The 24,271-nt window shown below is 51.9% G+C and carries 21 protein-coding genes; 8 read left to right on the forward strand and 13 right to left on the reverse strand.

What is annotated here, in order from left to right:
- Window positions 1–17: 17 nt before the first annotated feature.
- The 7 genes from lgt to BFO_RS07915 form a co-directional block, all read right to left on the reverse strand.
- Window positions 18–872 (reverse strand): prolipoprotein diacylglyceryl transferase, encoded by an 855-nt coding sequence (gene lgt / locus BFO_RS07885; protein WP_014225146.1) that lies wholly within the window; start codon window positions 870–872, stop codon window positions 18–20.
- A gap of 81 nt (window positions 873–953) precedes the next feature.
- Window positions 954–1,850, reverse strand: coding sequence for a diaminopimelate dehydrogenase (locus BFO_RS07890; protein WP_014225147.1), 897 nt, complete (start codon window positions 1,848–1,850; stop codon window positions 954–956).
- 1,413 nt (window positions 1,851–3,263) lie between these two features.
- Window positions 3,264–4,397, reverse strand: a complete 1,134-nt coding sequence (locus BFO_RS07895) for an aspartate aminotransferase family protein (protein WP_014225148.1) — start codon at window positions 4,395–4,397, stop codon at window positions 3,264–3,266.
- 32 nt (window positions 4,398–4,429) lie between these two features.
- Complete coding sequence (argC, locus tag BFO_RS07900; protein WP_014225149.1) at window positions 4,430–5,404, reverse strand: N-acetyl-gamma-glutamyl-phosphate reductase; 975 nt, start codon at window positions 5,402–5,404, stop codon at window positions 4,430–4,432.
- Entirely contained in the window at window positions 5,401–6,648 is a 1,248-nt protein-coding gene (locus BFO_RS07905; RefSeq protein WP_014225150.1) for an argininosuccinate synthase, read from the reverse strand. Before BFO_RS07905 ends, argC begins: the two co-directional genes overlap by 4 nt.
- 22 nt (window positions 6,649–6,670) lie before the next feature.
- Entirely contained in the window at window positions 6,671–7,321 is a 651-nt protein-coding gene (locus BFO_RS14070; protein WP_014225151.1) for a GNAT family N-acetyltransferase, read from the reverse strand.
- Window positions 7,318–7,767 (reverse strand): arginine repressor, encoded by a 450-nt coding sequence (locus BFO_RS07915; RefSeq protein WP_041590788.1) that lies wholly within the window; start codon window positions 7,765–7,767, stop codon window positions 7,318–7,320. Before BFO_RS07915 ends, BFO_RS14070 begins: the two co-directional genes overlap by 4 nt.
- Window positions 7,768–8,066: 299 nt before the next feature.
- On the opposite strand from BFO_RS07915, the gene BFO_RS07920 reads away from it, so the two are divergent.
- The gene (locus BFO_RS07920; protein ID WP_041590789.1) at window positions 8,067–9,788 is read left to right on the forward strand and encodes a tetratricopeptide repeat protein; all 1,722 of its coding nucleotides are present in this window, start codon (window positions 8,067–8,069) and stop codon (window positions 9,786–9,788) included.
- A 437-nt stretch (window positions 9,789–10,225) separates the two neighbouring features.
- Here the strand turns inward: BFO_RS07920 and BFO_RS07930 are convergent, their stop codons facing one another.
- Together BFO_RS07930 and BFO_RS07935 are read right to left on the reverse strand one after the other, a co-directional pair.
- Window positions 10,226–11,530: an MFS transporter gene (locus tag BFO_RS07930; protein ID WP_014225155.1), complete on the reverse strand. Its 1,305-nt coding sequence runs from the start codon at window positions 11,528–11,530 to the stop codon at window positions 10,226–10,228.
- Between the two features lie 384 nt (window positions 11,531–11,914).
- Window positions 11,915–13,117 (reverse strand): IS110 family RNA-guided transposase, encoded by a 1,203-nt coding sequence (locus BFO_RS07935; RefSeq protein ID WP_014225157.1) that lies wholly within the window; start codon window positions 13,115–13,117, stop codon window positions 11,915–11,917.
- Window positions 13,118–13,343: 226 nt separating this feature from the next.
- On the opposite strand from BFO_RS07935, the gene BFO_RS07940 reads away from it, so the two are divergent.
- The 6 genes from BFO_RS07940 (at window position 13,344) to BFO_RS07965 (ending at window position 19,390) form a co-directional block, all read left to right on the forward strand.
- The gene (locus BFO_RS07940) at window positions 13,344–14,621 is read left to right on the forward strand and encodes a B12-binding domain-containing radical SAM protein (protein WP_014225159.1); all 1,278 of its coding nucleotides are present in this window, start codon (window positions 13,344–13,346) and stop codon (window positions 14,619–14,621) included.
- 73 nt (window positions 14,622–14,694) lie between these two features.
- On the forward strand, window positions 14,695–15,093 hold the full coding sequence (locus tag BFO_RS07945; RefSeq protein ID WP_014225160.1) for a hypothetical protein: 399 nt from the start codon (window positions 14,695–14,697) through the stop codon (window positions 15,091–15,093).
- The gene (locus BFO_RS07950; RefSeq protein WP_014225161.1) at window positions 15,090–16,112 is read left to right on the forward strand and encodes a BtrH N-terminal domain-containing protein; all 1,023 of its coding nucleotides are present in this window, start codon (window positions 15,090–15,092) and stop codon (window positions 16,110–16,112) included. Before BFO_RS07945 ends, BFO_RS07950 begins: the two co-directional genes overlap by 4 nt.
- On the forward strand, window positions 16,109–16,870 hold the full coding sequence (locus BFO_RS07955) for an ABC transporter ATP-binding protein (RefSeq protein WP_014225162.1): 762 nt from the start codon (window positions 16,109–16,111) through the stop codon (window positions 16,868–16,870). Before BFO_RS07950 ends, BFO_RS07955 begins: the two co-directional genes overlap by 4 nt.
- Window positions 16,845–18,122: an ABC transporter permease gene (locus BFO_RS07960; protein WP_014225163.1), complete on the forward strand. Its 1,278-nt coding sequence runs from the start codon at window positions 16,845–16,847 to the stop codon at window positions 18,120–18,122. The genes BFO_RS07955 and BFO_RS07960 overlap by 26 nt, the downstream gene beginning before the upstream one ends.
- A 65-nt stretch (window positions 18,123–18,187) precedes the next feature.
- Entirely contained in the window at window positions 18,188–19,390 is a 1,203-nt protein-coding gene (locus BFO_RS07965; RefSeq protein WP_014225164.1) for a dicarboxylate/amino acid:cation symporter, read from the forward strand.
- Between the two features lie 107 nt (window positions 19,391–19,497).
- On the opposite strand, the gene lpxB is transcribed toward BFO_RS07965, so the two are convergent.
- A complete protein-coding gene (lpxB, locus tag BFO_RS07970; RefSeq protein WP_014225165.1) occupies window positions 19,498–20,631 on the reverse strand; it encodes a lipid-A-disaccharide synthase in 1,134 nt (377 codons plus the stop codon).
- A gap of 6 nt (window positions 20,632–20,637) precedes the next feature.
- Window positions 20,638–21,408 (reverse strand): 5'/3'-nucleotidase SurE, encoded by a 771-nt coding sequence (gene surE, locus BFO_RS07975; RefSeq protein ID WP_014225166.1) that lies wholly within the window; start codon window positions 21,406–21,408, stop codon window positions 20,638–20,640.
- A gap of 105 nt (window positions 21,409–21,513) precedes the next feature.
- Here surE and cls point away from each other — a divergent pair, with 105 nt between their 5' ends.
- Entirely contained in the window at window positions 21,514–22,947 is a 1,434-nt protein-coding gene (gene cls / locus BFO_RS07980; protein ID WP_014225167.1) for a cardiolipin synthase, read from the forward strand.
- Here the strand turns inward: cls and BFO_RS07985 are convergent.
- Window positions 22,919–23,476 (reverse strand): RsmD family RNA methyltransferase, encoded by a 558-nt coding sequence (locus BFO_RS07985; RefSeq protein ID WP_014225168.1) that lies wholly within the window; start codon window positions 23,474–23,476, stop codon window positions 22,919–22,921. The two genes, cls and BFO_RS07985, sit on opposite strands and share 29 nt — an antisense overlap.
- On the reverse strand, window positions 23,464–24,222 hold the full coding sequence (locus BFO_RS07990) for a DUF3822 family protein (protein ID WP_014225169.1): 759 nt from the start codon (window positions 24,220–24,222) through the stop codon (window positions 23,464–23,466). The genes BFO_RS07985 and BFO_RS07990 overlap by 13 nt, the downstream gene beginning before the upstream one ends.
- Window positions 24,223–24,271: the final 49 nt, after the last annotated feature.

Raw genomic sequence — 24,271 nt, forward strand, 5'->3', positions numbered from 1 at the left:
AGCCTCTATAGAGAGAATTAAACCGTTTGTGCCATGTTGGGTTTTATGATGTTGAGCCTCGAACGTCTCCATGCTCGTACGACGAAATAAATACCCGTCACGATGAACGGGATGCTCAGACATTGCCCCATATTGATCGGCATGGCTGCTTCGAAATCTTCCTGATTATTTTTCAGAAATTCGATAAAGAACCGTGCCGTAAAGATACAAATCATAAAGATGCCGAAGATTAAACCTTCTTTTTTCCATGCATCTTTCTTGAAGTAAAGCCACATGCAGAGTACGAACGTAAGCAGATAGCAGACGGCCTCGTAAATTTGTGTCGGGTGAGACGGCGCCGAGAAGATCGGCTCTGCACCTTGTCTCCATGCGTGCAAATTCTCAATGAACCGGAAGCCCCACGGCCGATCGGTGGGCAAGCCGTACACCTCGTGGTTTATCAAGTTGCCGATGCGTATCAGAGCGGCAACGAGCCCTGTCGGCACGACGAGTTTATCGAACGTCCAAAGCATGCTTTGTCGCGATACGTATTTGGAATAGAAATAGATTGCGACAATAATCCCGAGTACTCCGCCGTGGCTGGCCAAACCGCCTTCCCAGACTTTCAGGATCTCGATAGGATGCGACAGATAGTAGCCCGGATCGTAAAAAAGACAATGTCCGAGGCGTGCGCCGACAACTGTTCCGATCAGCGTATAATAAAGGAGCGGGTCAATCCATTTCGGATTGATGCTTTCACGTCTCCACATCCGTTCCACGATTTTATAACCGATTCCAAACCCGATGATAAACATCAGTGAATACCAGCGTATTTCTTTCGATCCGATGGTAAATATTGCAGGGTCTGCTGTCCAGGTGATATCTGATAACATTTTCTTATAAGCTGATCATTGAAGCCAATAGGCCGTCATTATTCGATAAATTGTTCGTATTTCTGTTGATTTGGATGCGCATTAAACGAGTTTTTTGATCCACTCTTCACAATCGCCCGGGAGCAGGTCGATCACCGGTATTTCGATCATCGTGTAAGCGCCGGGGGTCTGTTTCATCGATGCCCGGGCGGACGCCACGAGAATCTGAGCCGTCAAGGCGGGGTTGTTGATCCTCATATCGAATGTGATCTGTTGATTTTGTGTGTTGCCCGACGCGCCTTTGCGAACGAGATGAACGCCATGTCCCATGTCTTTTAAGTCTTCGACCGAATCGACTTGCATTACGTGCGTCTCGTCGTGCGCGAAATATTCGTCTTTCCTGATGGCCTCGGCCACGGCGGCAAAGTCATGTCCTTTGTCCAGCTCGATGTAAACCATCCGCCGATGAATGCCTGTCCCTAACGGAATAGTCATGCTCAAGGCGGCTTTAACCCCTTCGACGGCTTTGACGGCGACGGTATGCCCCATGCTCATGCCGGGCCCGAAGTTGGTGTACGTAATACCTTTCGGTACGATAGCCTGTAACAAGGCGCGAATGACGGAGTCGCTTCCCGGATCCCAACCGGCCGAGACGATGGATACAACGCCGCACTTTTTAGCTTCTTCGTCCAGAGAGCGACGCAGCGCAGCGATCCCGGTATGAATATCGAAGCTGTCGACGGTATTCATGCCGAGTGCGATTGCCTCTTTGGCGTAGGATTCAACCTGTCGGGTAGGAATGGCCAGAATGGCGACATCGACGCCATTCAGTTTTTTCAGAGCGTCCGTCACGAGATACCCTTTCAATTCTTCCGGAACGTCTTGCGGATGGCGGCGTACGATGCCCGCGATTTCAAAATCGGGAGCAGTCTTCAGCGCCTCCAGTACATATTTCCCAATATTGCCATATCCTACGATGGCTGTTCTTATTCTTTTCATTGTAACGTGAATCCGCACTTCTTCATCGGATGGTTTTTATTTCGGGCTTCAAAAGTATTCTTTTTTTGAACATTCTCCAAGCTTTCGAGCGAAAAATATGTATTTCCATCTTGATGACATTTTTTTGCCGCGAGGTATCCGGTTAGGCAGGCTTATTCGGAAGAAAAGGGCAAATCTTCCGAACGCTTCGGCGTTCGTCCTTGGGCCTCGGGCGGTGAGCCGACGGCCCTCTTATCGGGGTACATCCTGTTTTCCCAACGCTTCGCTTCGCTCCACATTGGGCTGAATTAATGCGCCCTTTCAGGGCTTTTAAAGCAGTCAGCGTTCAGCCCCTGCATTCCCCCTTTTGAAGGGGGGCTGGAGGGATGTCCATATTCAACGCCCCGAAGAGATTAGCCCGCACAGGGCACAAGGGCTGAAAGCCCGATATATTTCAGCCCCATCCCGTAAGGGTGGGATATCGATTCCCAGACCTTGTTCAGAGGGCTGAAAGCCTGACATAATTCAATTGTTAATGGTCAATTGTTAATTGTTATGCAGGGTTATCCGAACGCGAATCTCGCAAATGGACGCGAATACCCCCCTTTGTCATTCCGAACGGAGTGAGGAATCTCGCCATGAAAAGGAAAGAGATTCTTCGCTTCGCTCTGAATGACAAATTAATGGTTAATTGTCAATGGTTAATTGTTATGCCGGGTACACGGTATCCGAACGCAGAGGAACATCCCCCTCCCCCCCTTCAAAGGGGGAAGAAGAGATTGGCCCGCACAGGGCACAAGGGCTGAAAGCCTGACATAATTCAATTGTTAATGGTCAATTGTTAATTGTTATGCAGGGTTATCCGAACGCAAATAACGCAAATAACGCGAATGAAAGCAAATAACCCCCTTTGTCATTCCGAACACAGTGAGGAATCCCGCGAGGAAAAGGAAAGGAGATTCTTCGCTTTGCTCTGAATGACAAATTAATTGTTAATTGTCAATGGTCAATTATTATGCGTGGTACACGCCGAATCATGTATTTAGAAAATAACCATTGACCATTCATTTCGGCGTTCGTCCATGGGCCTCGGGCGGTGAGCCGACGGAGCAGCGAGCAGGGCGAAAGAAAATCAGGCTGTCCAAGCCAAGCGAGTTACCTGATTTTTCGACCTGCGAGCGTCGCGAAGGCATGCGAAGCGCACGAAGCCTTGACCTTTTGGTTACTTTTGGGTCAAGCCAAAAGTGACGGAAAGAGATTCTTCGCTTCGCTCTGAATGACAAATTAATGGTTAATTGTCAATGGTTAATTGTTATGCCGGGTACACGGTATCCGAACGCAGAGGAACATCCGCCCCCCTTCAAAGGGGGGAAGAGCGGAGCGAAGAGGGATGTTATCCCTTCAAAGGGGGGAATTTGCAGGGCTGACCGCTGATTACTGACCGCTGTCAAACGCCCTTCGGAGCTTGTGCAGAAACTCGTCTGCCTCTGTAAACGAGAGTGAGAGGGGAGGGAGCAGGCGCAGGACATGCGTACCTGAGCAGCCGGTAAATACATGCTGTTCGTAGATGAGGCGCTTGCGCAGCTCTTGAATCGGGAAATCAAATTCGAGGCCGATCATCAGCCCTTTGCCGCGCACTTCTTTGATTTGCGGGAGTCGGCCGAGTTCGTCAAGCAGGTATTGCCCGACGGCGGCCGCATTTTCGATGAGCTTCTCCCGTTCGATGACGTCGAGCACGGCCAGAGCACCGGCGCACGCGAGGTGATTCCCTCCGAAGGTGGTGCCTAACTGCCCGTGCACAGCCTCGAAGCGTGGAGAGATAAGCAGAGCGCCCATCGGGAAGCCGTTGGCGATTCCTTTGCCGACGGTAATCAGATCGGGCTTGATGCCGAGATGCTGATGCGCGAAGAACCGACCTGAACGCCCGTAGCCGCATTGTATCTCGTCACAGATAAGCAGGGTGTCGTATGCGTTGCACGCTTCGCGCAGTCCCTGCATAAATTCGCGTGTGGCCGGGCGAATGCCTCCCACGCCCTGAATACATTCGACGATGCACGCGCACACATCGCCCTTGGCCAGTTCGGCATGCCACGCGTCGAGATCGTTCAGCGGCACGAAGGTAGCGTGTCCGTTCGCATTGACGGGCGCTGTGATTTTTGCGTTATCCGTTACTTCGACGGCCAGCGAGGTTCGCCCGTGAAACGAATTTGTTGCGCTGAGCACCCGTCTTCGCCCGTTGTGAAACGAAGCGAGCTTGAGGGCGTTTTCGTTCGCTTCGGCGCCACTGTTGATCAGGAAGAGTGCGTAATCATCGTATCCCGATACGAGTCCCAACCGTGCGGCAAGGGATTGTTGCAACCTGTTCACGACGGAATTTGAATAAAACCCCAACGTTTGCACTTGCCGGGCAATGGCAGCGGTATAAACCGGGTGACTGTGCCCGATGCTGATCACGGCATGGCCGCCGTACAGATCTAAATAGTCGTTGCCCTGTTCGTCCCGGATACGGCAGCCTTCACCTTTCGTTATGGCGATGTCGAAAAGCAGATATACGTCGAAAAGATTCATGCTTTTGTCTTTGTTTTTAGAATGTTTGATGGTTAAAATGCCACGGGTTTCAACCGCAAGCCTGCTGTTTCGTCCAGACCGAACATCAGGTTCATGTTTTGAACGGCCTGTCCGGATGCGCCTTTGAGGAGGTTGTCGATAACTGCTGTGATGAGCCATTTGTCATCGAACGCGTCGGCATGAACCAGCGCCTTGTTCGTGTTAACCGCCTGCTTCAGATCGGGTGCATGCGGAACATAGTGTGTAAAGGCGGCATCGGCATAAAAATCGGCAAACAGCTTGTCCGTTTCTTCCTGCGTAAACGGTTTTTCCGTTCTGACGACGGCGGTACAGAAAATACCTCGTGTAAAATCGCCCCGACAGGGGATGAACTCGATATCGCCGGCAAAAGCGGGTTGCAGTTGCCGCAGCGACTGTTTGATTTCGGGTACATGGCGATGCCGGAACGCCTGATAGATGCTGATGTTGCCGTTTCGCCAGCTGAAATGCGTCGTATCGGAAGGTTTGACGCCTGCGCCCGTCGAGCCGGTGATGGCATTCACTGCCACATAACCGGAAAGCAGGCCGCGGGCTGCCAAAGGAAGCAGCGCGAGCTGGATACACGTGGCGAAGCAGCCGGGATTGGCTACATGGTGCGCATGACGGAGTGCGTCGCGGTTTATTTCCGGCAGGCCGTATACAAAATCGTGATCCGGCGAGGCCAGACGGAAATCCTGTGCCAAATCGATGATCTTGACCCGCGCGGGAATATCGTGCGATCGCAGAAAACGCGTGCTTTCGCCGTGTCCGGAGCAAAGAAACAGCACGTCGACGGTATCGAACGGCATTTGATCGGTAAAGCGCAGGTCTGTTTCGCCATAGAGTCCGGCATGTACGTCGGTCAGCGCATTGCCGGCGTTGCTCGACGAGTGCGCGAAGGCAATCGTTGCCTGCGGATGGTGTAGCAGCAGGCGTATCAGCTCTCCGGCGGTATAGCCTGCTCCGCCGATGATTCCCACACAGATCATATCAGGTTCCGTTCTTCCTGATGGTTCGTATAATAGACCCGCAACGGCGTGGAAAGGACTTTGATGAACCCTTTAGCCTCGTCGGCCGTCCAGCCTTTCTGTGTCTCTCCGTATTCTCCGAACTTCGTCCTCACCAAATCGTCTTTCGACTCGACGCCGACGGTCGAGAAGGAGTAGGGACGCAGTTCGAGCGTAACGGTTCCGTTCACGTTTCGCTGACTTTCGGTCAGCATCGCTTCGATATCGCGCATCACGGGTTCGAGATACTGGCTCTCGTGCAGAAACATCCCGTACCAGTTCGCCACTTGATCTTTCCAGTATTGCTGCCACTTGGAGAGCGTATATTTTTCGAGGAAGCGGTGTGCACCGATAATCAGCATCGGGGCGGCAGCCTCGAAGCCCACGCGTCCTTTGATCCCGATGATGGTATCGCCCACGTGCATGTCGCGCCCAATCCCGTAGGCGGCGCCGATTTTTTCGATCGCCAGAATGGCTTTGATCTTGTCGGTATATTTTTTACCGTTCACTGCAATGATTTCGCCTTTTTTAAATTCGATCTTCAGCAGCTCGCTTCCGGTTTTCTCCACTTGCTTGAGATAAGCCGTTTCGGGCAGTCCCTGAGCCGGGTCGAGGATTTCGCCTCCGCAGATCGAGGTGCCCCAGATGCCTGTGTTATATGAATATTTGAGTTTCTTGAAGTCGGCTTTGAAACCGTTTTTGTTCAGATAATCGATTTCAAACTGCCGGCTCAGATTCATGTCGCGCGTAAGCGTAATGATTTCGACGTCGGGGCAGATGACGAGGAACGTCATGTCGAAGCGCACCTGATCATTGCCTGCGCCGGTCGATCCGTGAGCAATGGCTTGCGCCCCGATCTCGTTGGCGTAGCGCGCAATGGCCATACCTTGAAAGATTCGCTCGGACGAGACGGACACGGGATAGGTGCCGTTACGGAGAACATTGCCGAAGATCATGTATTTTAAACTCTTCTCGTAATATTCTTTTGTGACGTCGAGCGTAACATATGCCTTGGCGCCGAGTTGATAGGCGTTGGCTTCGTTTTTGCGAAGCTGCTCCTTGCTGAAGCCTCCCGTGTCGGCACATGCCGCATAGACTTCGTAGCCTTTCTCACGTGCCAAGTACATAACGGTAAACGAGGTGTCGAGTCCGCCACTGAAGGCGACTACAACTTTCTTCTTCGCACTCTCTGCCGTTGAGGCGGCATTTTTAATTTCCTTTTTCATCTGTTTTGAATGATTGCGTTGTTTATAATTTTGTTTCTTTAGGCTTGGAACGTGAGCTGTTGCGCCGTTTCACCCATGTCTTGTTCAGTTTTTCGAGCATGAGGCATCGCGGGTCTTCGGGATCGAAGAGCATGGCGGTGCAGATGCAGTATTGACGCTGCGTGCGCGTAAGTACATCGTGGTTGACACAGCCGTTGCAGCCGCGCCAGAACGCTTCATCGTCCGTCAGGTCGCTGAATGTGACAGGCACGTAGCCCAATTCGGTATTCATCTTCATGACGGCGCTGCCCGACGTCAGACTGAAGAGTTTCGCCTTCGGCCACCGTAGCCGCGCCAGCTGAAACGCCGCGTGTTTGATGCGTTTGGCCAGCCCGTGGTTCCGGAACTTGTCGGCTACGATCAATCCCGATGTTGCCACGTACTGTTTGTTTCCCCACGACTCGATGTAGCTGAATCCCGCAAATTCATCGCCTGCCAGTGCGATGATAACCTTTCCTTCGCGCATTTTTTGAGCTACGTACTCATGTGTACGCCTTGCGATGCCCGAGCCGCGTTTGCGAGCGGCGATTTCGATCGTATCGAGGATGGTATCAACGTATTTTTCATGACTTTCGTCCGCTACCATCACGTCAAATTCCACTTCGTCCGTCTGTTTTTTGGTTGTTTTCGTCATTTTTTTTCTGTTTCATTGGTCTGACGCCCGGTTAAAAACGGTTCTAATGCTTTTGCCACCTGCTTATTCGAGTATCCATCGCGTGGAATAACGAGGATGGTGTCATCGCCGGCAATCGTGGCAAGGATTTCGCCCGGCGCGATGCGGTCGATATCCGACGCAATGGCCATAGCATAGCCCGGTGGCGTTTTGAGCACAGCCAGATGCCCCGAAAATTCAACGGCAGGCTTGCCGGCCGGTATCGCGTCGGGCAAAACGTAGATATACCGGTTGTCGCCGTCGTGTCTTTTCACGATTTTCAACTTCCGGATATCGCGCGAGAGGGTGCCCTGCGTCACCTCGAAACCTTTGTTGCTCAAGGCTCTCTGTAACTCGTCCTGATTCCGTATCATCTCCGAACGAATGATGTTCTCAATCGCGTTCAAGCGTTTTTGTTTAATGTTCATGATGAATAAATATCCAAAACTCGATGCAAATATACGCATATTATCGAATAAATATTCCAAAATTGTATTTTTTTTGAATTTTTATTCCGTTTGGGGTATTCGGTTCTTATAGGGGATATATAAGTACTTCGAACGTTATTGCGACTTGGAGATCGAGTGTGCGTTCGGTTCGTACCAATTGTTTTTATCCCATAAAAATAAACTTATTTTTGATGCGGTTATCTTGGAAAAGAGACGGGGCTTCTTTTCAAATCCGGATGAAACTGCTACTTTTGCATGGTTTTTTAAATCGACGAGGTATGAAACGATTATTACTATGGATTTGGATCGCTTTTCAGAGTGTGTCTTTGATGGCGCAGAAGCAATCGCTCAAGTGGACGGAGAAAGCTAGGAAGGCCGTTTTTACGATAGAGGCGGTAGATAAGAGCGGAAACCGGACGAAGGGTACGGGATTCTTTATCAGTGAAACGGGAGAGGCGGTGTCGGATTATTCGCTGTTTATCGGCGCGGAAAAAGCGACTGTGACCGATGCGGAAGGGAAGCGTCTGCGCGTGACGCATATTCTCGGTGCCGACGAAATGTATGACGTAGTACGTTTCATGGTAGCCGTGCCCAAGAAAACGGCTTATCTGACGGTGGCAAGCGGTCTGCCGGCAGTCGGATCGGAGGTTTATCTGCTTCCGGCGGGATTGTCGAAAGGCGCTCTTCTTCCGCATGCCGCGCTTTCGGAGGTGTCGAAAGTAAAAGATCGTTACGGATATTACAAAGTCGAGATGCCGCTGAACCGGGAGCAAGTGAGCGCGCCTTTGTTGACCGGGAACGGCGAGGTTTTCGCGATGGCGCAGGCCGATGCGTCGGGGAAAGGGAAAACATACGGTATCTCGGTGCCTTATATTCAAGATATCCGGATCGGACAGATGGATATCCTGAACAAAGCCTATTCGTCGATCGGGATACGGAAAGCGTGGAGCGACAAAGTGGAAGACGCGCAGGTGGCTTTGATACTCTACTCGTCGCAACAGGACGCGCCGACGTATTTAGAGACACTCAACGAGTTTATTGCCAAATTTCCGAACGAGCCGGACGGGTATCTGAGCCGCGCATCGCATTATATCTATCAGCGAAAGCAGTTGACCGACGTCGGGACCGAAGCGGAGCTGCTCGAACGCGCCCGCGCCGATATGGAAACGTCGCTGAAGTATTTCGGAGATAATCGGGGCGAAGGATATTACAATCAGGCCAAGCTGATTTACGGCGTGGCGGCCGGCGATACGACGTTGAAGTTGCCGGAATGGAGCATGGAGCGAGCTGCCGAACTGATCGGCAAAGCACTTGCCGAAACGGATATGCCGCTATTCCGTCAATTGGAGGGCGATATCGCTTTCTTTCAGGAAGATTACCGTAAAGCGGCGGCGGCGTACGCGTTGGTGAATCAAAGTCCGATGGCTTCGGCCACCTCATTCTATATGGCGGCGAAAGCAGAAGAGCAGATCGAAGGAGCAAACCTCGGCAAGGTGATCGCATTGATGGACAGCGCCTGCGCACGCGCCATGACGACGAACCCATCCGATGCGGGAGCTTACCTCCTTGAAACCGTCGATCTGAAAATGCGGATGGGGCAATATGAAGCGGCAGCGAAAGACTACGACCGGTATTACGAACTGGCAGGAGGCAATGTAAACACGTCGTTTTACTATTATCGCGAACAGGCTAAATTCCGCGCGGGCGATATGGACGGGGCACTCGCCGATATTCAGTCGGCATTGGCCAAGGAACCGGAGAACGCGCTGTATTATGCCGAAGAAGGGTCGATTTATCTGCGCAAGCAGGAGCTGGAAAAGGCTCAGGCCAGCCTTGAGAAATCCATCAGCCTGCAACCCGACTTCGCGGCGGGGTATCGTTTGTTAGGGCTTTGCCTTGTTCGTCAGCATAAGAAGGAGGAAGGTTGCCGGGCTTTTCAGAAAGCGAAAGAACTGGGCGATCCCGTCATCGACAAGCTGATGAAAGAGCATTGTTTTTAATGGTTAATTGTCAATTGTTATGCCGGGTTATCCGAACGCAAATTTCGCAAATAACGCGAATCAACGCAAATAACTGTGTTTGTCATTACGAACGCCACCCTTTGTCATTCCGAACGCAGTGAGGAATCTCGCGGGGAAAAGGGAAGAGATTCTTCGCTTCGCTCTGAATGACAAATTAATGGTTAATTGTCAGGTGTTAATTGTTATGCCGGGTACACGGTATCCGAACGCAGAGGGACATCCCCCCTCCCCCCCTTCAAAGGGAGGAAGAGCGAAGCGAAGGGGGGATGTTATCCCTTCAAAAGGGGGAATGCAGGGGGCTGACTGCTGACCGCTGTAACAGCCCTGAAAGGGCTGTGTTAATTCAGCCCAATGCGAAGCGTTGGGGAAAGAGGTAACACCCATGGGAGGGCTGAAAGCCTGAATTAATTCAGCGATCAGCGTTCAGCAGTCGGATTAAACTTGCCATGTTCTGAGTTCTTTACCGGTTCGTGTTTATACCGGAAGAAGATGGCGAAAAGAATCGTGACTGCGAGCGCATAACCCGCGAAGATATACCATGCCGTCTGCCATCCGGCCAATTGCGCGGCCGGGTCGGCGATTTGCGAATAAACCGTGCGATTAACGACCGTTTGCGCAGCCAACATCCCAATCGATGCACCCAAACCGTTTGTCATCATCATAAAAACGCCTTGCGCGCTGCTGCGAATCTCCGGATTTGTTTCCCGATCGACAAACAGCGAGCCGGAAATGTTGAAGAAATCGAATGCAATGCCGTACACGATCATCGAAAGGATAAACATCCACACGCCGTCGCCGGGATTGCCGGCCCCAAACAGACCGAAGCGAAGCACCCACGCGAGCATGGCCATCAACATCACCCGTTTGATGCCGAAACGGTTCAGGCAGAAAGGTATCAGCAGGATAAAACATGTTTCGGACATCTGCGAGATCGAGATCAGGATATTGGCGTGCTGTACGCCGAAAGTCTCTTTATAGAAGGGGATTTCGGCGAAGGTTGCAATGAAAGGATTGGCGTAGCCGTTCGTGATCTGCAACGATACACCGAGCAACATGGAGAAAATAAAGAAGATGGCCATCTTCTTTTCTTTGAAGAGGCTGAAAGCACGCAGGCCGAGCGCACCGACGAGCGAGTTCGTGTTGGCTTTACGGTTGACCGCGCAACGCGGAAGCGTGAACGAGTAGGCCGCGAGCAGAAGTCCCAGTACACCGGAAACGGCGAACTGCTTCGGTCCGGCCTGAAATCCGATCAGATCAATCAAAATCATGGTGCAGATGAACCCGATCGTGCCGAATACGCGAATCGACGGGAACACTTTCACCGCATCCAGCCGGGCTTTGTCTAATGCCGAGTAGGCGACCGAGTTGGCCAAGGCCACCGTCGGCATATAAAAGGCGATGCTGAGGGTGTAAAGCGTAAAAAGCAGCGGGAAGGAGACATCGGCCCCGGCGGAAAGGCCATACATCGAAACGGCGAGCATCAACGATCCGGCCAGAAAATGACAAAGCCCGTACACCCGTTGCGCTTCCATCCATCGGTCGGCCACAATCCCCATGAGGGCCGGCATACACAGCGAGGCAAATCCCTGTACCGAATAAAACCAGCCGATGTGGCTTCCCATACCGACCTGACTCAGGTAGCGCCCCATCGAAGTGAGGTACGCTCCCCATACGGCGAACTCCAAGAAGTTCATAACGATCAGCCGAATCTTCAAATTCATATCGAATTGATATTTTTTATTTGACTTTGTTTGTTTTTCATTCGGGGCAAAGTTAAAAAACTTTCTCAGGACCGCAATAACCGTTTTTTGAGGAGTTATTTTTTTGCCTTACCTTTCCTCTAAAACGTATTTTGTTGGATTCTTTACATTGCTGCTCAATCCCTCCCAAATTCGGTTGTTTGGGTGACTATAACACACGACTGTTGGCTCCGTGACGGTCGGTGTGTCTCGGAGATTGCGAATATAAGTATGTTACTTTCCTCTACAAGCTTGGGTAGCTTATGCCGGTGTCCGACTCCTTCCGGTGTATCTGTAAATTTGCGAAACGGGCTACTCTGTGCACCACAAAGGTAATTACGTGGCACCGAAAGGTATATCAAATGGCTAATCGGCCATATACGATTCAAGCAGTTTGATTTGTCCTTCTGTTCTTTTCAACTCTTCCTGCCTTTTGAGATAAATGTCAATGAAATCCTCTTCTTTGGAGAGCATGTGCCATACGGCAACGAGTATTTTCCGAGCGATGGCCACCTGGATCTTCATTTTGTTCTTTTTCTTGACGGTAGTTTGGAGGTAGCTGAAATGAGAGAAGAAACAGTTTCGGGTTCGTGATGCAGCCCATGCAATTTCGATCAATATTTGTCTGAGGTATCTGTTTCCGTGTGTCACTTTTCTGCTTTTGAAACGCCCGTTGCTTACATCGTTACGCGGTTTCAGACCGCACCATCCCACAAGGCTTGCCGCCGTAGCGAACATCTTCATATCAACACCTGTTTCCGCAATGATTGCCGTGGCTGCGCGTTCCTTGACACCGGGGATGGTTTGCAGGCGTTCGTATGGTTTGGGGTAATGTTCTTTGCAGAGCCGGACGAGTTCTTGCTGACAGTACGCCGTCTGTTTTTCGATCAGGTCGAGTGTTTCCTTCAATTGTCTGAGAACAATCAGGTCAGTTTCTGAGAACGAGCCTGTCAGCGCGGCTTTCACCCTCTCACGTCCATGTTTGTTGAGTATGCGTCCATGCACAAGACTGAGGAGTTCATCAGGATCGGTCTGTCCGTCGATTATCGCTTTGAGTACAGACCGATAGCTTTTACTTTTGGTGGTAGCCACGTAATTGCTGAGCCTAAAACCGCATCTTTGCAAAGCTGCGTCGAGTTTGTTGCTGTTGTAGGTCGTATCTTCGCACAGGTCCATGATACGGCGGTTCAATTTGCGCATATCCTGCACGATGGGCTCGGGAACGAAGCTTCCCTTGATGAGATTTTTCAGAAGACACTCCGCGATCCATCGGGCATCCTTCACGTCACTTTTCCTGCCGGGAAGCTGCTTGATGAAATAGGGATTCACCAATCTGAGTTCCATCGATTCGCAGAGTTCCGTCCATACCGGAACCCAATAGACGGCCGTGCTCTCCATAGCTGCTTCGGTGACACCATGGGCTCTCATGTCATGATGCATCTCACGCAAGTCGGGAGTAAGCACTCCATAAGTATTTTCCCAAATAATGGCCTGGTCATACCCCATAATACAGAGATAAATGCTATCTTTGTGCACATCAAGGCCGGCAACTGTTCGAGTTCTGTTCATAATTATTTTTTTAAATTTTTTCCCTCCAAGATAGTAAAATTGTGGCTAAGAACACGCAAAGGAGGGGACAGAAAACAGAGCGTCGGCCTTGTGTTTTTATCTGCCCGGTGTAAAATCTCGAGGATTTTATCTAAATTTGCGATTATTTATAAAAACAAAGTATTCAAGAGGTTCCTTCGACAGCATGGCAGACTGCGTGACCTCCGAGCATTAACGGACTGATTGTATGAAATTAAAATTGATATATCCTAAGTGGAAGAAGCTCAAAGGGCAGACAACATTTAACCTCCCTCCTCACGGGCCGGTCGTCTTTGCTGCAACCCTTCCGCCTTATGTCGACATATCATTTACGGACGAGAACGTAGAAGCCCTCGACTTCAACGAAGAGTGCGATCTGGTAGCCATCTCGATGATGCTCAGTACGCAGGTGAAGCGCGGATGGGCTATTGCCGACGAATATCGGCGGCGCGGCAAACAGGTGATCTTCGGAGGTATCTCGACCATGCTGCATGCCGAAGAAACGATCGACCATGCCGATGCCGTATTCCTCGGCGAGTCGGAGGGACGGATGGAAGAAGTGCTGAACGACTGGCGCAACGGCCGGTTGAAGAAAGTCTACAACTACATGACGCAGCAACCGCCCATCGGCGATGTCGGGCCTGCGCGGCGCGACCTCTATAAACGCGAACTGTATAATCACAAGGGCGTACAGATGGTCGATCTCTTTCATGCTTCGCGCGGCTGTCGTTTCAGTTGTTATCCGTGTGCCGTTTCGTACCTCGGCGGACGTATTTTCCGCCCGCGCCCGATCGATAAGGTGATCGAAGACCTTGCCTCGATCGAAAACAATCGCCTGTTTATCGTCGACAACTCGTTGGCTCAAAATAAAGAATGGGAGATGGAACTCTTCCGCGAAATGATTCCGTTCAAGAAGAAATGGATCAGTCATACGATCGAAGATGACCCGAAAGTGCTTGATCTGGCGGCACAGGCCGGCGCCTGGTATGTGTATCAGGCCGTCTACGATACGTCGGATTATATCAAGGAGCGTGTGAAACGTTACCATGATCATGGCATCGGAGTAGAGGGAACGATCCTGCTCGGTATCGATAGCCAGTCGGAGGACGATATCAAACGGCTTATCGATTTTCTGCTCGAAATCGACCTTGATCTGGCCGAATTTACTGTCATGACGCCTTTCCCGCATACGAAAGGATATGACGATTACCTGCGTCAGGGACGTATCTTCGATTTCGACTGGGATCATTACAACGCGGGTCAGGTCGTTTTTCATCCGAAGCAGATGTCGGCCGAGCGATTGCAGGAGATGTATGAATATGCGTGGGATACGTTTTATCAGGACGAAAGTCAGGAACAGAAAATGTTCCGTCTGTTTACGCAGGTCGTGATTCGCGAGATGGAAGACGGTACGTTCCGTCCGAGAAATCGCGAACTGGCCAATAAATCGTTCGGTAAAGATGTGATAAGAAATATCCTCTCATGATATCCGGAAGTGCAATGTTTCTCGTATACGTATGGGTTGTATGGCCATTTAAACTGAAAAAACAGACGATGTGATGAAGACAAAAGATGTCCCTCAGGATTTGAAGTATTTTAAAGACAAAGTGGTCCGCGATGTGATGTATGCTGTGGATGAAGACGGGCGCTATACAAAGGTGCTCAGTGACGGCTGGTCGGTCAAGAACGATGTCTTGGCAGTCGTTTGGGAAGATATTCTGGAAGACTGCGAACGGATCCGTCGGCAGGTGTTGAGGAAAGAAGCCAGTCCGTTGGCTTATCATATGAAAAAGAACTTGCAAGATGTCGCGATGCTGGCCGTATATGCCGGTATTCCGAAGCGTAAGGTCAGGAAGCATCTCAAGTATGAAGCCTTTGCCGGACTGGATGATCGTATCCTCGGGCAATATGCCGATGCTTTGCGTATAACGGTCGATGAGTTAAAACGGGTGGAATGATGGAAATCCCTTTTGAACACCTCAGTGCGGCACATTGTGAAAACGGCGTTACCGGCAATCTGCTGCGTTTTTACGGCTACGATTATTCCGAACCGCTCATCTTCGGTTTGTCGGCATCGCTTTATTTCGTCCATCTGCCGTTTGTGCATCTTGCGGGCTTTCCGGTGACTTCGTTCCGTCCGCTGCCGGGCGCTATCTTTGCTCGTGCTACCCGCTTGCTGGGCTTCAAGGTCCGTCGGACAATTTTCCTCTGTCCGAAGCATGCGGAAAAGAAATTAGATCGTTTGCTCGTTCAGGGTATCCCGACGGGCGCGGTGGTAGGCATGTATTTTTTGCCTTATGTGCCGAACGAATACCGGTTTCACTTTAACGCGCACAACATCTGCGTGATCGGAAAAGACGGCGACGATTACCTGGTCAGCGATCCGGTGGCTGTTGAAAAGGTGAAACTCTCGGCGCACGATATGATGCGCGCGCGCTTCTCCAAAGGTACGTATCCGCCGATGGGCAAACTCTACTGGATACGCTCATTGCCCAAAAAACAGCCAGACTTGCCCAAACTCATACGCAAGGCCATCCTCAAAAACTGCTACCGGATGCTTCATGAGCCGGGGCCTGTGCCCTGGGTCGGCATCAATGCGTTCAGGCATCTTGGCAACAAGATTCCGAAGTTCCCACAGAAATACGGTGTGCGTCAGGCGGCATTACATCTGGGGCAGCTTGTGCGAATGATGGAAGAGATCGGGACGGGTGGTGCCGGATTCCGCTTCCTCTATGCCGCGTTCCTTCAGGAGGCGGCCGCAATTACGGGCATCACCGCACTCAACGATTTTTCCGAACGCCTTACCGCTATCGGCGACGAGTGGCGTATGTTTGCGGCAGAGGCCGCACGTGTCTGCAAGCGTCGTTCGGCGGCTAACGTCGATTATCAGACCATTGGCGACCATCTGAAAACCATCGGCGACCGCGAAAAACAATTTTTTACCGATCTGGAAAAACTCATCAAAAAGAGCCGATGACCCCTTCGATGATCGATATCCGGAAGTTACGTAAGACGTATCGTGGAGCTGCTCATCCGTCGGTCGATGGGTTGACGCTGCATGTGTCCGAAGGGGATCTCTTCGGACTACTCGGCCCCAACGGCGCAGGTAAGACGACGATACTCTCCGTGCTTTGCGGCCTGTGCCCGTATGACACCGGCGAGGTGAAGATAGGCGGGCTGGACGTGCGTTGCGAGATGAGGCGAATCAGGCGGATGATCGGCATCGTACCGCAGGAGATCGCACTCTATCCCGAGCTGACACTGCGCGAGAACCTGCATTTCTTCGGTGGTATACAAGGCATACCTTCGGACACGTTGCGCGAGCGCATTGACAACTATATCGAACGGTTCGATCTCATACCGCATCTTTCTAAAAGAACGGCGTACCTCTCGGGGGGTATGAAACGTAAGGTTAACTTGATTGTAGCCATGCTTCATCGTCCCCGAGTCCTTTTTCTCGACGAGCCGACCGTCGGTGTCGATGTGCTGTCGAAGCAGGAAATTGTTGCACATTTACAGGTGCTTCACCGGGAGGGCATGACCATCGTTTACACTTCGCACGACATGGCGGAGGCGGAAAAACTATGCACACAAGTGGTATTGATGGATCGCGGTCGGATTGTATGCGAAGGCTCTCCCGCCGAGTTACAGAACCGGACGGGAAGGGCGTCGCTCGAAGAACTGTTTATGGCCCGTACGGGCTTGATGTATGAATATCCGGGCGCTAATATATAAAGACCTGTTGTTGCTTGTGCGCGATGTATGGGGGATCGTGCTGTTGTTTTTCATGCCGTGGGCGCTTGTGCTGCTGATGGCATACCTGCAGGACGGCACTTTCCGCTCGATCAACGAAAATCGTATCTCGCTCTACCTGCTCAATGCCGATGGCGACTCATTAGGCCGGCGCGTGAGCCGCCAACTCTCGGCAAGCCGTATATTCGACGTCTCGACCGAAGCGGATGGCCGGTCTCTCACGGTCCACGAGGTGGAAGAGGCTGTTATGCGCGGTGATTACCTGATCGGTGTCATCATCCCCGAAGGTACGACGGAGCGTTTGCGCGAACAGGTGCGTCACGGTGTCGAGCGTGCATTTGACGGTGAGCCTTCCGCAGTCTCCGATACAACGCAGTCTTCATTAACGGTCAGAGTATTAGTGGATCCGGCGGCCAAGCCATCGTTCCGCTCTTCGGTGATGTCTGCCGTACGTGAGGAAATGTTGACGATTCGGCACCGGCTGCTTCTTCAGGAGATATCGGCACAGGCCAGCCTTCTCCTCCTCATCCCTGTCGATCTGAATATCGAGACAGACGAATGGTTTACGGTCGACGAAGCGTATGCCCGAAGCGAACACGGGCGGATCATTCCGAACGCTACACAGCACAATGTGCCGGCATGGAGCATGTTCGCCGTCTTTTTTATTGTCGTTTCGCTTGCGGGAAACATGATTCGCGAGCGTGAAACGGGTTGCCTCAACCGGCTGATGACGATGCCTTGTTCCTATGCGGTATATCTGTTCAGTAAAATGTTTGTCTACCTGTGTGTTTGTCTGTTGCAACTCACCCTGATGATGGCAACCGGCATGTACCTGATCCCCTTGCTCGGACTGCCTGCGCTTAAACTCGGACACAGCGCTGGCGCGCTGCTGCTGATGTCGGTCTCAGCATCGCTATCGGCGATCGGTTACGGGCTGGCTATCGGAAGTATTGCACGTACAAACCAGCAGGCAAGCATCTTCGGCGCCGTATCTGTCGTGATGCTGGCTGCTCTCGGAGGGGTCTGGATTCCCACTTTTGTGATGCCTCACTTTATGCGTCTTGCCAGCCGTATCTCACCCCTGAACTGGGGATTGAACGGCTTTAACGAGCTCTTTGTTCGCGATGCGGGCATGGCGGGTATTCTTCCGTATGCCTCCCTGTCATTGCTGTTTTTCGTTGTGATGCTCGGAGGGGCAGTATACGGCAGAACGTCGCGACGTCGGAAAAATTAACCGGTCGGTAGCGCATCATTCACTTTTTTTTACTACGTTTGCCACAGTAACAACCGACTTGAATCATGAAAAAGAAATTTCACATATCCCTGTTAGGCTGGGTGGCTATTGCCATTGCGAGCGGTATCGTGTTGGGGCAGGTGATGCCTGCCGGCATGGTTCGTCTCTTTGTCACGTTCAATGGCCTTTTCGGTAATTTCCTGTCATTTTCTATTCCGCTGATTATTCTCGGGCTTGTAGCGCCGGCTATCGGCGAGATCGGGAAAGGAGCGGGGCGGTTGCTGCTCGTCACCGCACTTATTGCTTACGGGTCGACGATTTTTTCCGGCTTCTTCACCTATTTCAGCGCATCGGCCGTTTTTCCGATGCTCCTGGCTCCCGACACCCAGCTGACGGTTATGGAGAATCCCGAAACCCTGATGCTCACTCCTTATTTTATCGTTGCCATGCCTCCGCTCATGGACATTATGACGGCGCTCCTTCTCTCGTTCGTCATCGGGTTGGGGCTGACCGTGATGTCGGGCGATGCGCTGCACCGCGTCTTCATCAACTTCCGCGACATCATTGCGCGCCTCATCGAATCGGTCATTGTCCCGCTGCTTCCGCTCCATATCTTCGGTATTTTTCTGAATATTACGGTGAGCGGACAGGTGACCGGTATCATGACCATGTTTCTGAAAGTGATTCTTGTCATTTTTGTGCTCCATATCCTTTTGCTTCTGGTGCAGTTTGCGATTGCGGGATGGATTGGCCGTCGTAATCCGTTACGGCTGCTGATGAATATGTTGCCCGCTTATGCCACGGCGCTCGGCACACAGTCGTCGGCCGCGACAATCCCCGTTACGCTCAGGCAGGTGATCAAGAATGGCGTGCGCGAAAATGTGGCTGTATTCACCGTGCCACTTTGTGCAACGATTCATCTGTCGGGCAGTACGATGAAGATTGTCGCCTGCGCCATGGCCATCCTGATGATGTCCGGCGAACCGGTCACCCTCGCTCAGTTTGGCGGTTTTATTCTGATGCTTGGCATCACGATGGTGGCTGCTCCTGGCGTACCCGGCGGAGCCATCATGGCTGCGCTCGGTCCACTTCAGACCATGCTCGGATTCAACGAGACGTTACAGGCGTTGATGATCGCGCTGTATATCGCCATGGACAGCTTCGGCACGGCGTGTAACGTGACCGGCGACGGAGCCATCGCCGTGGTGGTAGACCGTATCGCGCCTGCTGCCGAAGGGCTGGAAATGAACGACCGTGAGCAGGGGTAAATCATTTGTTGAGTTGTTTGATTGTTGAGATGTTCGCCCCTACACGTATCCGATGGCTGAATGCTGACCGCTGACTGCTGAATGACAATTAACCATTGACAATTAAATTAACTCATGCCCTCGACCATCAGGCGGGCGGCCTTCTGTGAGGCGCCGGGTTGACCGAGAGCGGCGATCACGTGGTCGTAGCCTTCCAACATACGGGTGCGATCTTCCGAGTCTTCAACAATGCGCTTCAGTTCGGCATGGATGCGTTCGGGCGAGAACTTTGCCCCAAAAAGTTCAGACACAACTTCGCATCCGGCAATCAGGTTGACGAGTGAGATGTAGGGCACGTGAAAAAAACGTTCGAACACGAAATTGACGAGCCGTCCGCCCGAGACGTGATAGCATACTACTTGCGGTACACGGAACAGGGCGGCTTCGAGGGTTGCCGTACCCGACGTGACCAATGCGACACTTGCGTGCGAGAGCAGGTTGTACGTTTGTCCGTAGAGGATCTTTGGCATCGCTCTCCCGCAGAGGCAATCCCGGTAATCGTCGGCGGTCAGTCCGGGAGCGCCTGCCACAACGGCTTGAAGATCGGGAATTCGTGCAGCCACATCGAGCATCACCGGAAGATTTTGACGGATTTCGTGGCGGCGACTGCCGGCGAGCAGTGCCAGAACGGGTTGATCCGTCAGGCCGTGGTCATGCCGGAACGTATCGGGCTGGTCACGCTGTGCTTCCCGGAATGCGGCAACGGCATCGACCGAAGGATTACCGACATAATCGACCGGATAGTCGAGCGACTTGAAGAAGTCGACCTCGAAAGGCAGGATGCAGAACATACGGTCCACATAGCGACGGAACGATTGAATGCGGTATTTCTTCCATGCCCATATCTTCGGTGAGATATAGTAATAGACAGGGATTCGTAATGTGGTTTTGACAAACCGGGCGATTTTCAGGTTGAACCCCGGATAATCGACGAGCAGTACCACGTCAGGGCGATATGCGCGGATATCGTTTCGGCAAAGGCGCATGTTGCGCAGAATGGTACGGGTGTGCAGCACGACGGGGATCACTCCCATATACGCCATCTCGCGGTAATGCTTGACGAGCGTACCGCCGGCAGCCTGCATCAGGTCGCCTCCGAAAAAACGGAACTCCGCATGCGGATCTTCCGCTTTCAGCGCGGTCATCAGGTTCGAGGCATGCAGATCGCCCGAGGCTTCACCGGCAATAAGATAGTATTTCATCGGAGACTAATCGTCGATTTGCCAATCTTTTAATGTTTCCATAAAAGCGTAATCGGTCACATCGAGTTTGCAGGGAACGAGTGAGGCGTATCCTGCATCGAGCATTCGTGTATCGTTGTCCGGAAAAATCGGTTCGTAGTTCAGAAACTCACCGGTGAGCCAGAATTGGGGTTCCCCGTTCTCATCGTAGGTCTGCCGGTATTCCTTGATCCATCGTCCGTCGGCCTGTCTGCAAATGGCCATGCCTTTGACTTTCGCCCTGTTCGGCACGTTCAGGTTCAGATAGGTACCGTGCGGCAATCCCCGTCGCAGCACCTCTTTCGCAAGTTGCTGTGCCAGACGTACCGACTCGGAGAAATCAGCCTCCGGCTTGTATTGATACAGCGAGACACCCATGGAAGGGATGTCGAGCGCACAACCTTCGACAACAGCCCCCATCGTTCCGGAGTAATGCACGCTGATGGCTTGATTGCCGCCGTGGTTAATCCCTGACACGACGAGGTCGGGCTTACGATCGGCTACCTCGTTCAGATACAGTTTGACACAGTCAGTCGGCGTGCCTGTACAACGGTAAACCGTCAGTCCTTCGGCACGTTCGATACAGGTATAGGATATGGACACGTTTGTCGTGATGGCTGTCGACATGCCCGATCGCGGTCCGTCAGGCGCCATGACGACCACGTCGCCCAGCTCGTGCAAGCCGTCGGCCAGGGCGCGAATGCCCTGCGCTTCGATGCCATCGTCGTTTGTAACTAAAATCAATGCTTGTTTCTTCATGCTCTTCTTTTTTGTCGCCCGCAAAAATACGGAATTGTTAAATCATCCCCAAATTTGCATTTCACGCTCCATAAGCCTATCTTTATGCCCTCAACCGAATGTTCCATGCTCGATATATCGTTACATACCGTCGTCGGCCTGACGCTGTTCGTATTGTACGCCATCTCCGTTTTGGGATTGGTGCTTGTCATTCTGCTGGAAAACCGAAATCCGCTGAAAACGATTTCATGGGTGATCGTCCTGCTGACATTGCCGGGCATCGGGCTTGTCTTTTATTTCTTCTTCGGACAGGATAACCGTCGACAACGCATCATCTCGAGGCGTACTTACAAACGTATCATGAAGCCCCTGCACTCCGGGGTCCCGGAGCAGGATAAATGTCTCGTTTTGACGGCTTACCGGCCTTTGGTGAAATTGCTGAATCGTGACGGTCACAACCCGCTGCTCTATGGCAGTTCCATTACCACCTATACGAACGGAGCCGCTAAGTTCGCCGCGTTTATGGAGGCGTTGCGACAGGCTCGTCATCATATCCATATGCAATATTATATCATTGCCGATGACGAAATCGGGAGGCAGGTGAAGAGCCTGCTTATAACCAAAGCGCGTGAAGGCGTGCAAGTGCGTGTGCTGTATGACGATGTGGGGAGCTGGAATGTGAAGGAGAAGTTCTTTCGGGAGATGAAAGCAGCGGGTATCGAGGTGTATTCGTTCCTGCGGGTCGCTTTCCCTGTGCTTACGAGCAAGGTCAACTACCGGAATCATCGAAAGATTGCCGTGATCGACGGCAAGATCGGTTTTATCGGCGGGATGAATATTGCCGATCGATACATCAAGGGGGTGTCGTGGGGCGTATGGCGCGACACGCATTTCCGGATCGAAGGGAAAGGGGTTCACGGCCTGCAATCGGCGTTTCTGATCGACTGGTATGTGGCCGGCAAGCAACTGATCAAAGGTGAAGACTACTATCCCGGCGAAGCCATCTTCGGCGATAATATCCTGCAGATCATTGCCAGTGGCCCCACCGGCCCATGGCGTACCTTGCTTCAGGCGGTTATCTTCTGCATCACAAATGCCAAAAAGTACCTCTATATCCAGACGCCTTACTTCCTGCCTACCGAAAGCATGAATCAGGCGCTCCAGACAGCTGCGCTGGGAGGCATCGACGTACGGTTGATGCTGCCCGAACGTTCCGATACGCGGAGCGCACATCTGGCGACTCATTCGTTCTTAGACGATATGCTTCGGGCCGGTGTCAAGGTTTATTTTTATAAAGCAGGCTTCCTTCACTCCAAACTGCTTTTGGTCGACGACGAGCTGGCGTGTATCGGCTCAGCCAACTTCGATTTTCGCAGCTTCGAACACAATTTTGAGGTCAATGCTTTCGTCTATCATCATCCTTTTGCGCTGGAGATGAAACAAATGTTTATGGATGATCTGAAAAACTGCGAGACGGTTTATCCCGTTCAATGGCTGAACCGTCCGCTGACCAAACGACTGATCGAATCGTTTATGCGTCTGTTCTCGCCTCTTCTCTGATGAAGAAGGAGAAATGTACGGAGCCGTAAACACGCTGCCGGCTGAAGCAAGGATGTGCTGAAAAATCGAACGTTTTGGGATGCTCCAGCACGAAGATACCGCCTTCGGAAAGGAGATAGCCGTTCGTCACAAGCTCCGGCAACTTTGATAATTCCGGTAAAGCATACGGCGGATCGGCAAAGATGAAGTCAAAGGTCTGTTTCGGCGCCGAAGGCAGATATCGGAACACATCGCCGCGAATCAGTTCGAGGGCGTCGGTCTTGAGTTCACCGGCGATCTTGGCGATAAATGCCGCATGCGCGCGGTTCGCTTCGACGGCCGTCACACGTCCACAACCTCTCGACAACAATTCGAACGAGATGCTCCCCGTGCCGGCAAACAGATCGAGGGCTGTCATCCCTTCCCAGTCGACCAAGTTTTCGAGTACGTTAAACAGATTTTCTTTGGCAAAATCGGTCGTCGGACGGGCGTTGAACGACGAGGGTACCTGAAACCGGCGACGCCCGTAGATGCCTCTTATGATTCGCATCCCATCAACGCAATTACATCGGCCAGCATTGGTGCATCGGAAGGGGCAGCCGGTAGATTCATCGGTTCAACCTGCATCAGGTAATTCCGTAGCGTATCGCGTATGTCGGGAAAAAACGCCGGTGCAGCCGAAAGAAAGAGCTGATCGTCAATCGGATTCAAATCCAACTGCTTCCAGATATAAAGCAAATAGTACAAGATATCCGTACGGTCGTCGATACGAAATCCGTTAACAAATCGTAAGGCCCCCTTATCGAAGCATGCTGCGTCCATCCTGTCTTCCTGCAGCACGGCATACAACTGTTTCGGATAAGCGGTTCGGCTTTGTTTCTGCCAGTGGAGCAGGAGCGGAGCGATACCATGTACGAACGTCGCCCGGGGCTGCAACTGCAGAAAGAGCGTATGTATTTCGGGATCAACTCCGAACAGCAATACGGCTTCGAGCTCTTTCAGAGGCTGAAAGAGTGCCTTCTCGCCGGGTGAGGAGAACGTAAACGCCATCAATTGCTGTGTCCGGTCTTCTGCAAAGACTGCTTCGGGTACGAGCGTGTAGGGATCTCCCGTACTTACGACCGATAGCTCCTTATACGAATAAGAAAAAAACGGATGCTCGGAAGAGACCTCTTGTAACGCATGTGCGTATGGTCGGGAGCGGTCTAACTCGACCGACCGGTAGAAGAAACTCTTCGGTTGCAAAGGGATATGCCCAACAAAAGAAAGTCCACCCGGCGATAGCCGAATAGACATTCTGTATTTTTCCGAATTATGAGCCGTTAACGTGCCAGAAACACGAAAG

Origin of the sequence: Tannerella forsythia 92A2, assembly GCF_000238215.1 — a bacterium.
GTDB classification, from domain to species: Bacteria; Bacteroidota; Bacteroidia; order Bacteroidales; family Tannerellaceae; genus Tannerella; species Tannerella forsythia.

Excerpts from the sequence above, each read along its gene's own strand:
- BFO_RS07950 (WP_014225161.1), top strand. The coding sequence starts at position 15,090 with ATGATGGAAATCCCTTTTGAACACCTCAGTGCGGCACATTGTGAAAAC.
- BFO_RS07930 (WP_014225155.1), bottom strand. The coding sequence starts at position 11,530 with ATGAATTTGAAGATTCGGCTGATCGTTATGAACTTCTTGGAGTTCGCC.
- BFO_RS07945 (WP_014225160.1), top strand. The coding sequence starts at position 14,695 with ATGAAGACAAAAGATGTCCCTCAGGATTTGAAGTATTTTAAAGACAAA.
- BFO_RS07990 (WP_014225169.1), bottom strand. The coding sequence starts at position 24,222 with ATGTCTATTCGGCTATCGCCGGGTGGACTTTCTTTTGTTGGGCATATC.
- BFO_RS07895 (WP_014225148.1), bottom strand. The coding sequence starts at position 4,397 with ATGAATCTTTTCGACGTATATCTGCTTTTCGACATCGCCATAACGAAA.
- lpxB (WP_014225165.1), bottom strand. The coding sequence starts at position 20,631 with ATGAAATACTATCTTATTGCCGGTGAAGCCTCGGGCGATCTGCATGCC.
- BFO_RS07955 (WP_014225162.1), top strand. The coding sequence starts at position 16,109 with ATGACCCCTTCGATGATCGATATCCGGAAGTTACGTAAGACGTATCGT.
- BFO_RS07960 (WP_014225163.1), top strand. The coding sequence starts at position 16,845 with ATGAATATCCGGGCGCTAATATATAAAGACCTGTTGTTGCTTGTGCGC.
- cls (WP_014225167.1), top strand. The coding sequence starts at position 21,514 with ATGCTCGATATATCGTTACATACCGTCGTCGGCCTGACGCTGTTCGTA.
- BFO_RS07965 (WP_014225164.1), top strand. The coding sequence starts at position 18,188 with ATGAAAAAGAAATTTCACATATCCCTGTTAGGCTGGGTGGCTATTGCC.
- BFO_RS14070 (WP_014225151.1), bottom strand. The coding sequence starts at position 7,321 with ATGACGAAAACAACCAAAAAACAGACGGACGAAGTGGAATTTGACGTG.
- BFO_RS07985 (WP_014225168.1), bottom strand. The coding sequence starts at position 23,476 with ATGCGAATCATAAGAGGCATCTACGGGCGTCGCCGGTTTCAGGTACCC.
- BFO_RS07920 (WP_041590789.1), top strand. The coding sequence starts at position 8,067 with ATGAAACGATTATTACTATGGATTTGGATCGCTTTTCAGAGTGTGTCT.
- BFO_RS07890 (WP_014225147.1), bottom strand. The coding sequence starts at position 1,850 with ATGAAAAGAATAAGAACAGCCATCGTAGGATATGGCAATATTGGGAAA.
- argC (WP_014225149.1), bottom strand. The coding sequence starts at position 5,404 with ATGATCTGTGTGGGAATCATCGGCGGAGCAGGCTATACCGCCGGAGAG.
- BFO_RS07915 (WP_041590788.1), bottom strand. The coding sequence starts at position 7,767 with ATGAACATTAAACAAAAACGCTTGAACGCGATTGAGAACATCATTCGT.
- lgt (WP_014225146.1), bottom strand. The coding sequence starts at position 872 with ATGTTATCAGATATCACCTGGACAGCAGACCCTGCAATATTTACCATC.
- BFO_RS07935 (WP_014225157.1), bottom strand. The coding sequence starts at position 13,117 with ATGAACAGAACTCGAACAGTTGCCGGCCTTGATGTGCACAAAGATAGC.
- surE (WP_014225166.1), bottom strand. The coding sequence starts at position 21,408 with ATGAAGAAACAAGCATTGATTTTAGTTACAAACGACGATGGCATCGAA.
- BFO_RS07905 (WP_014225150.1), bottom strand. The coding sequence starts at position 6,648 with ATGAAAAAGGAAATTAAAAATGCCGCCTCAACGGCAGAGAGTGCGAAG.
- BFO_RS07940 (WP_014225159.1), top strand. The coding sequence starts at position 13,344 with ATGAAATTAAAATTGATATATCCTAAGTGGAAGAAGCTCAAAGGGCAG.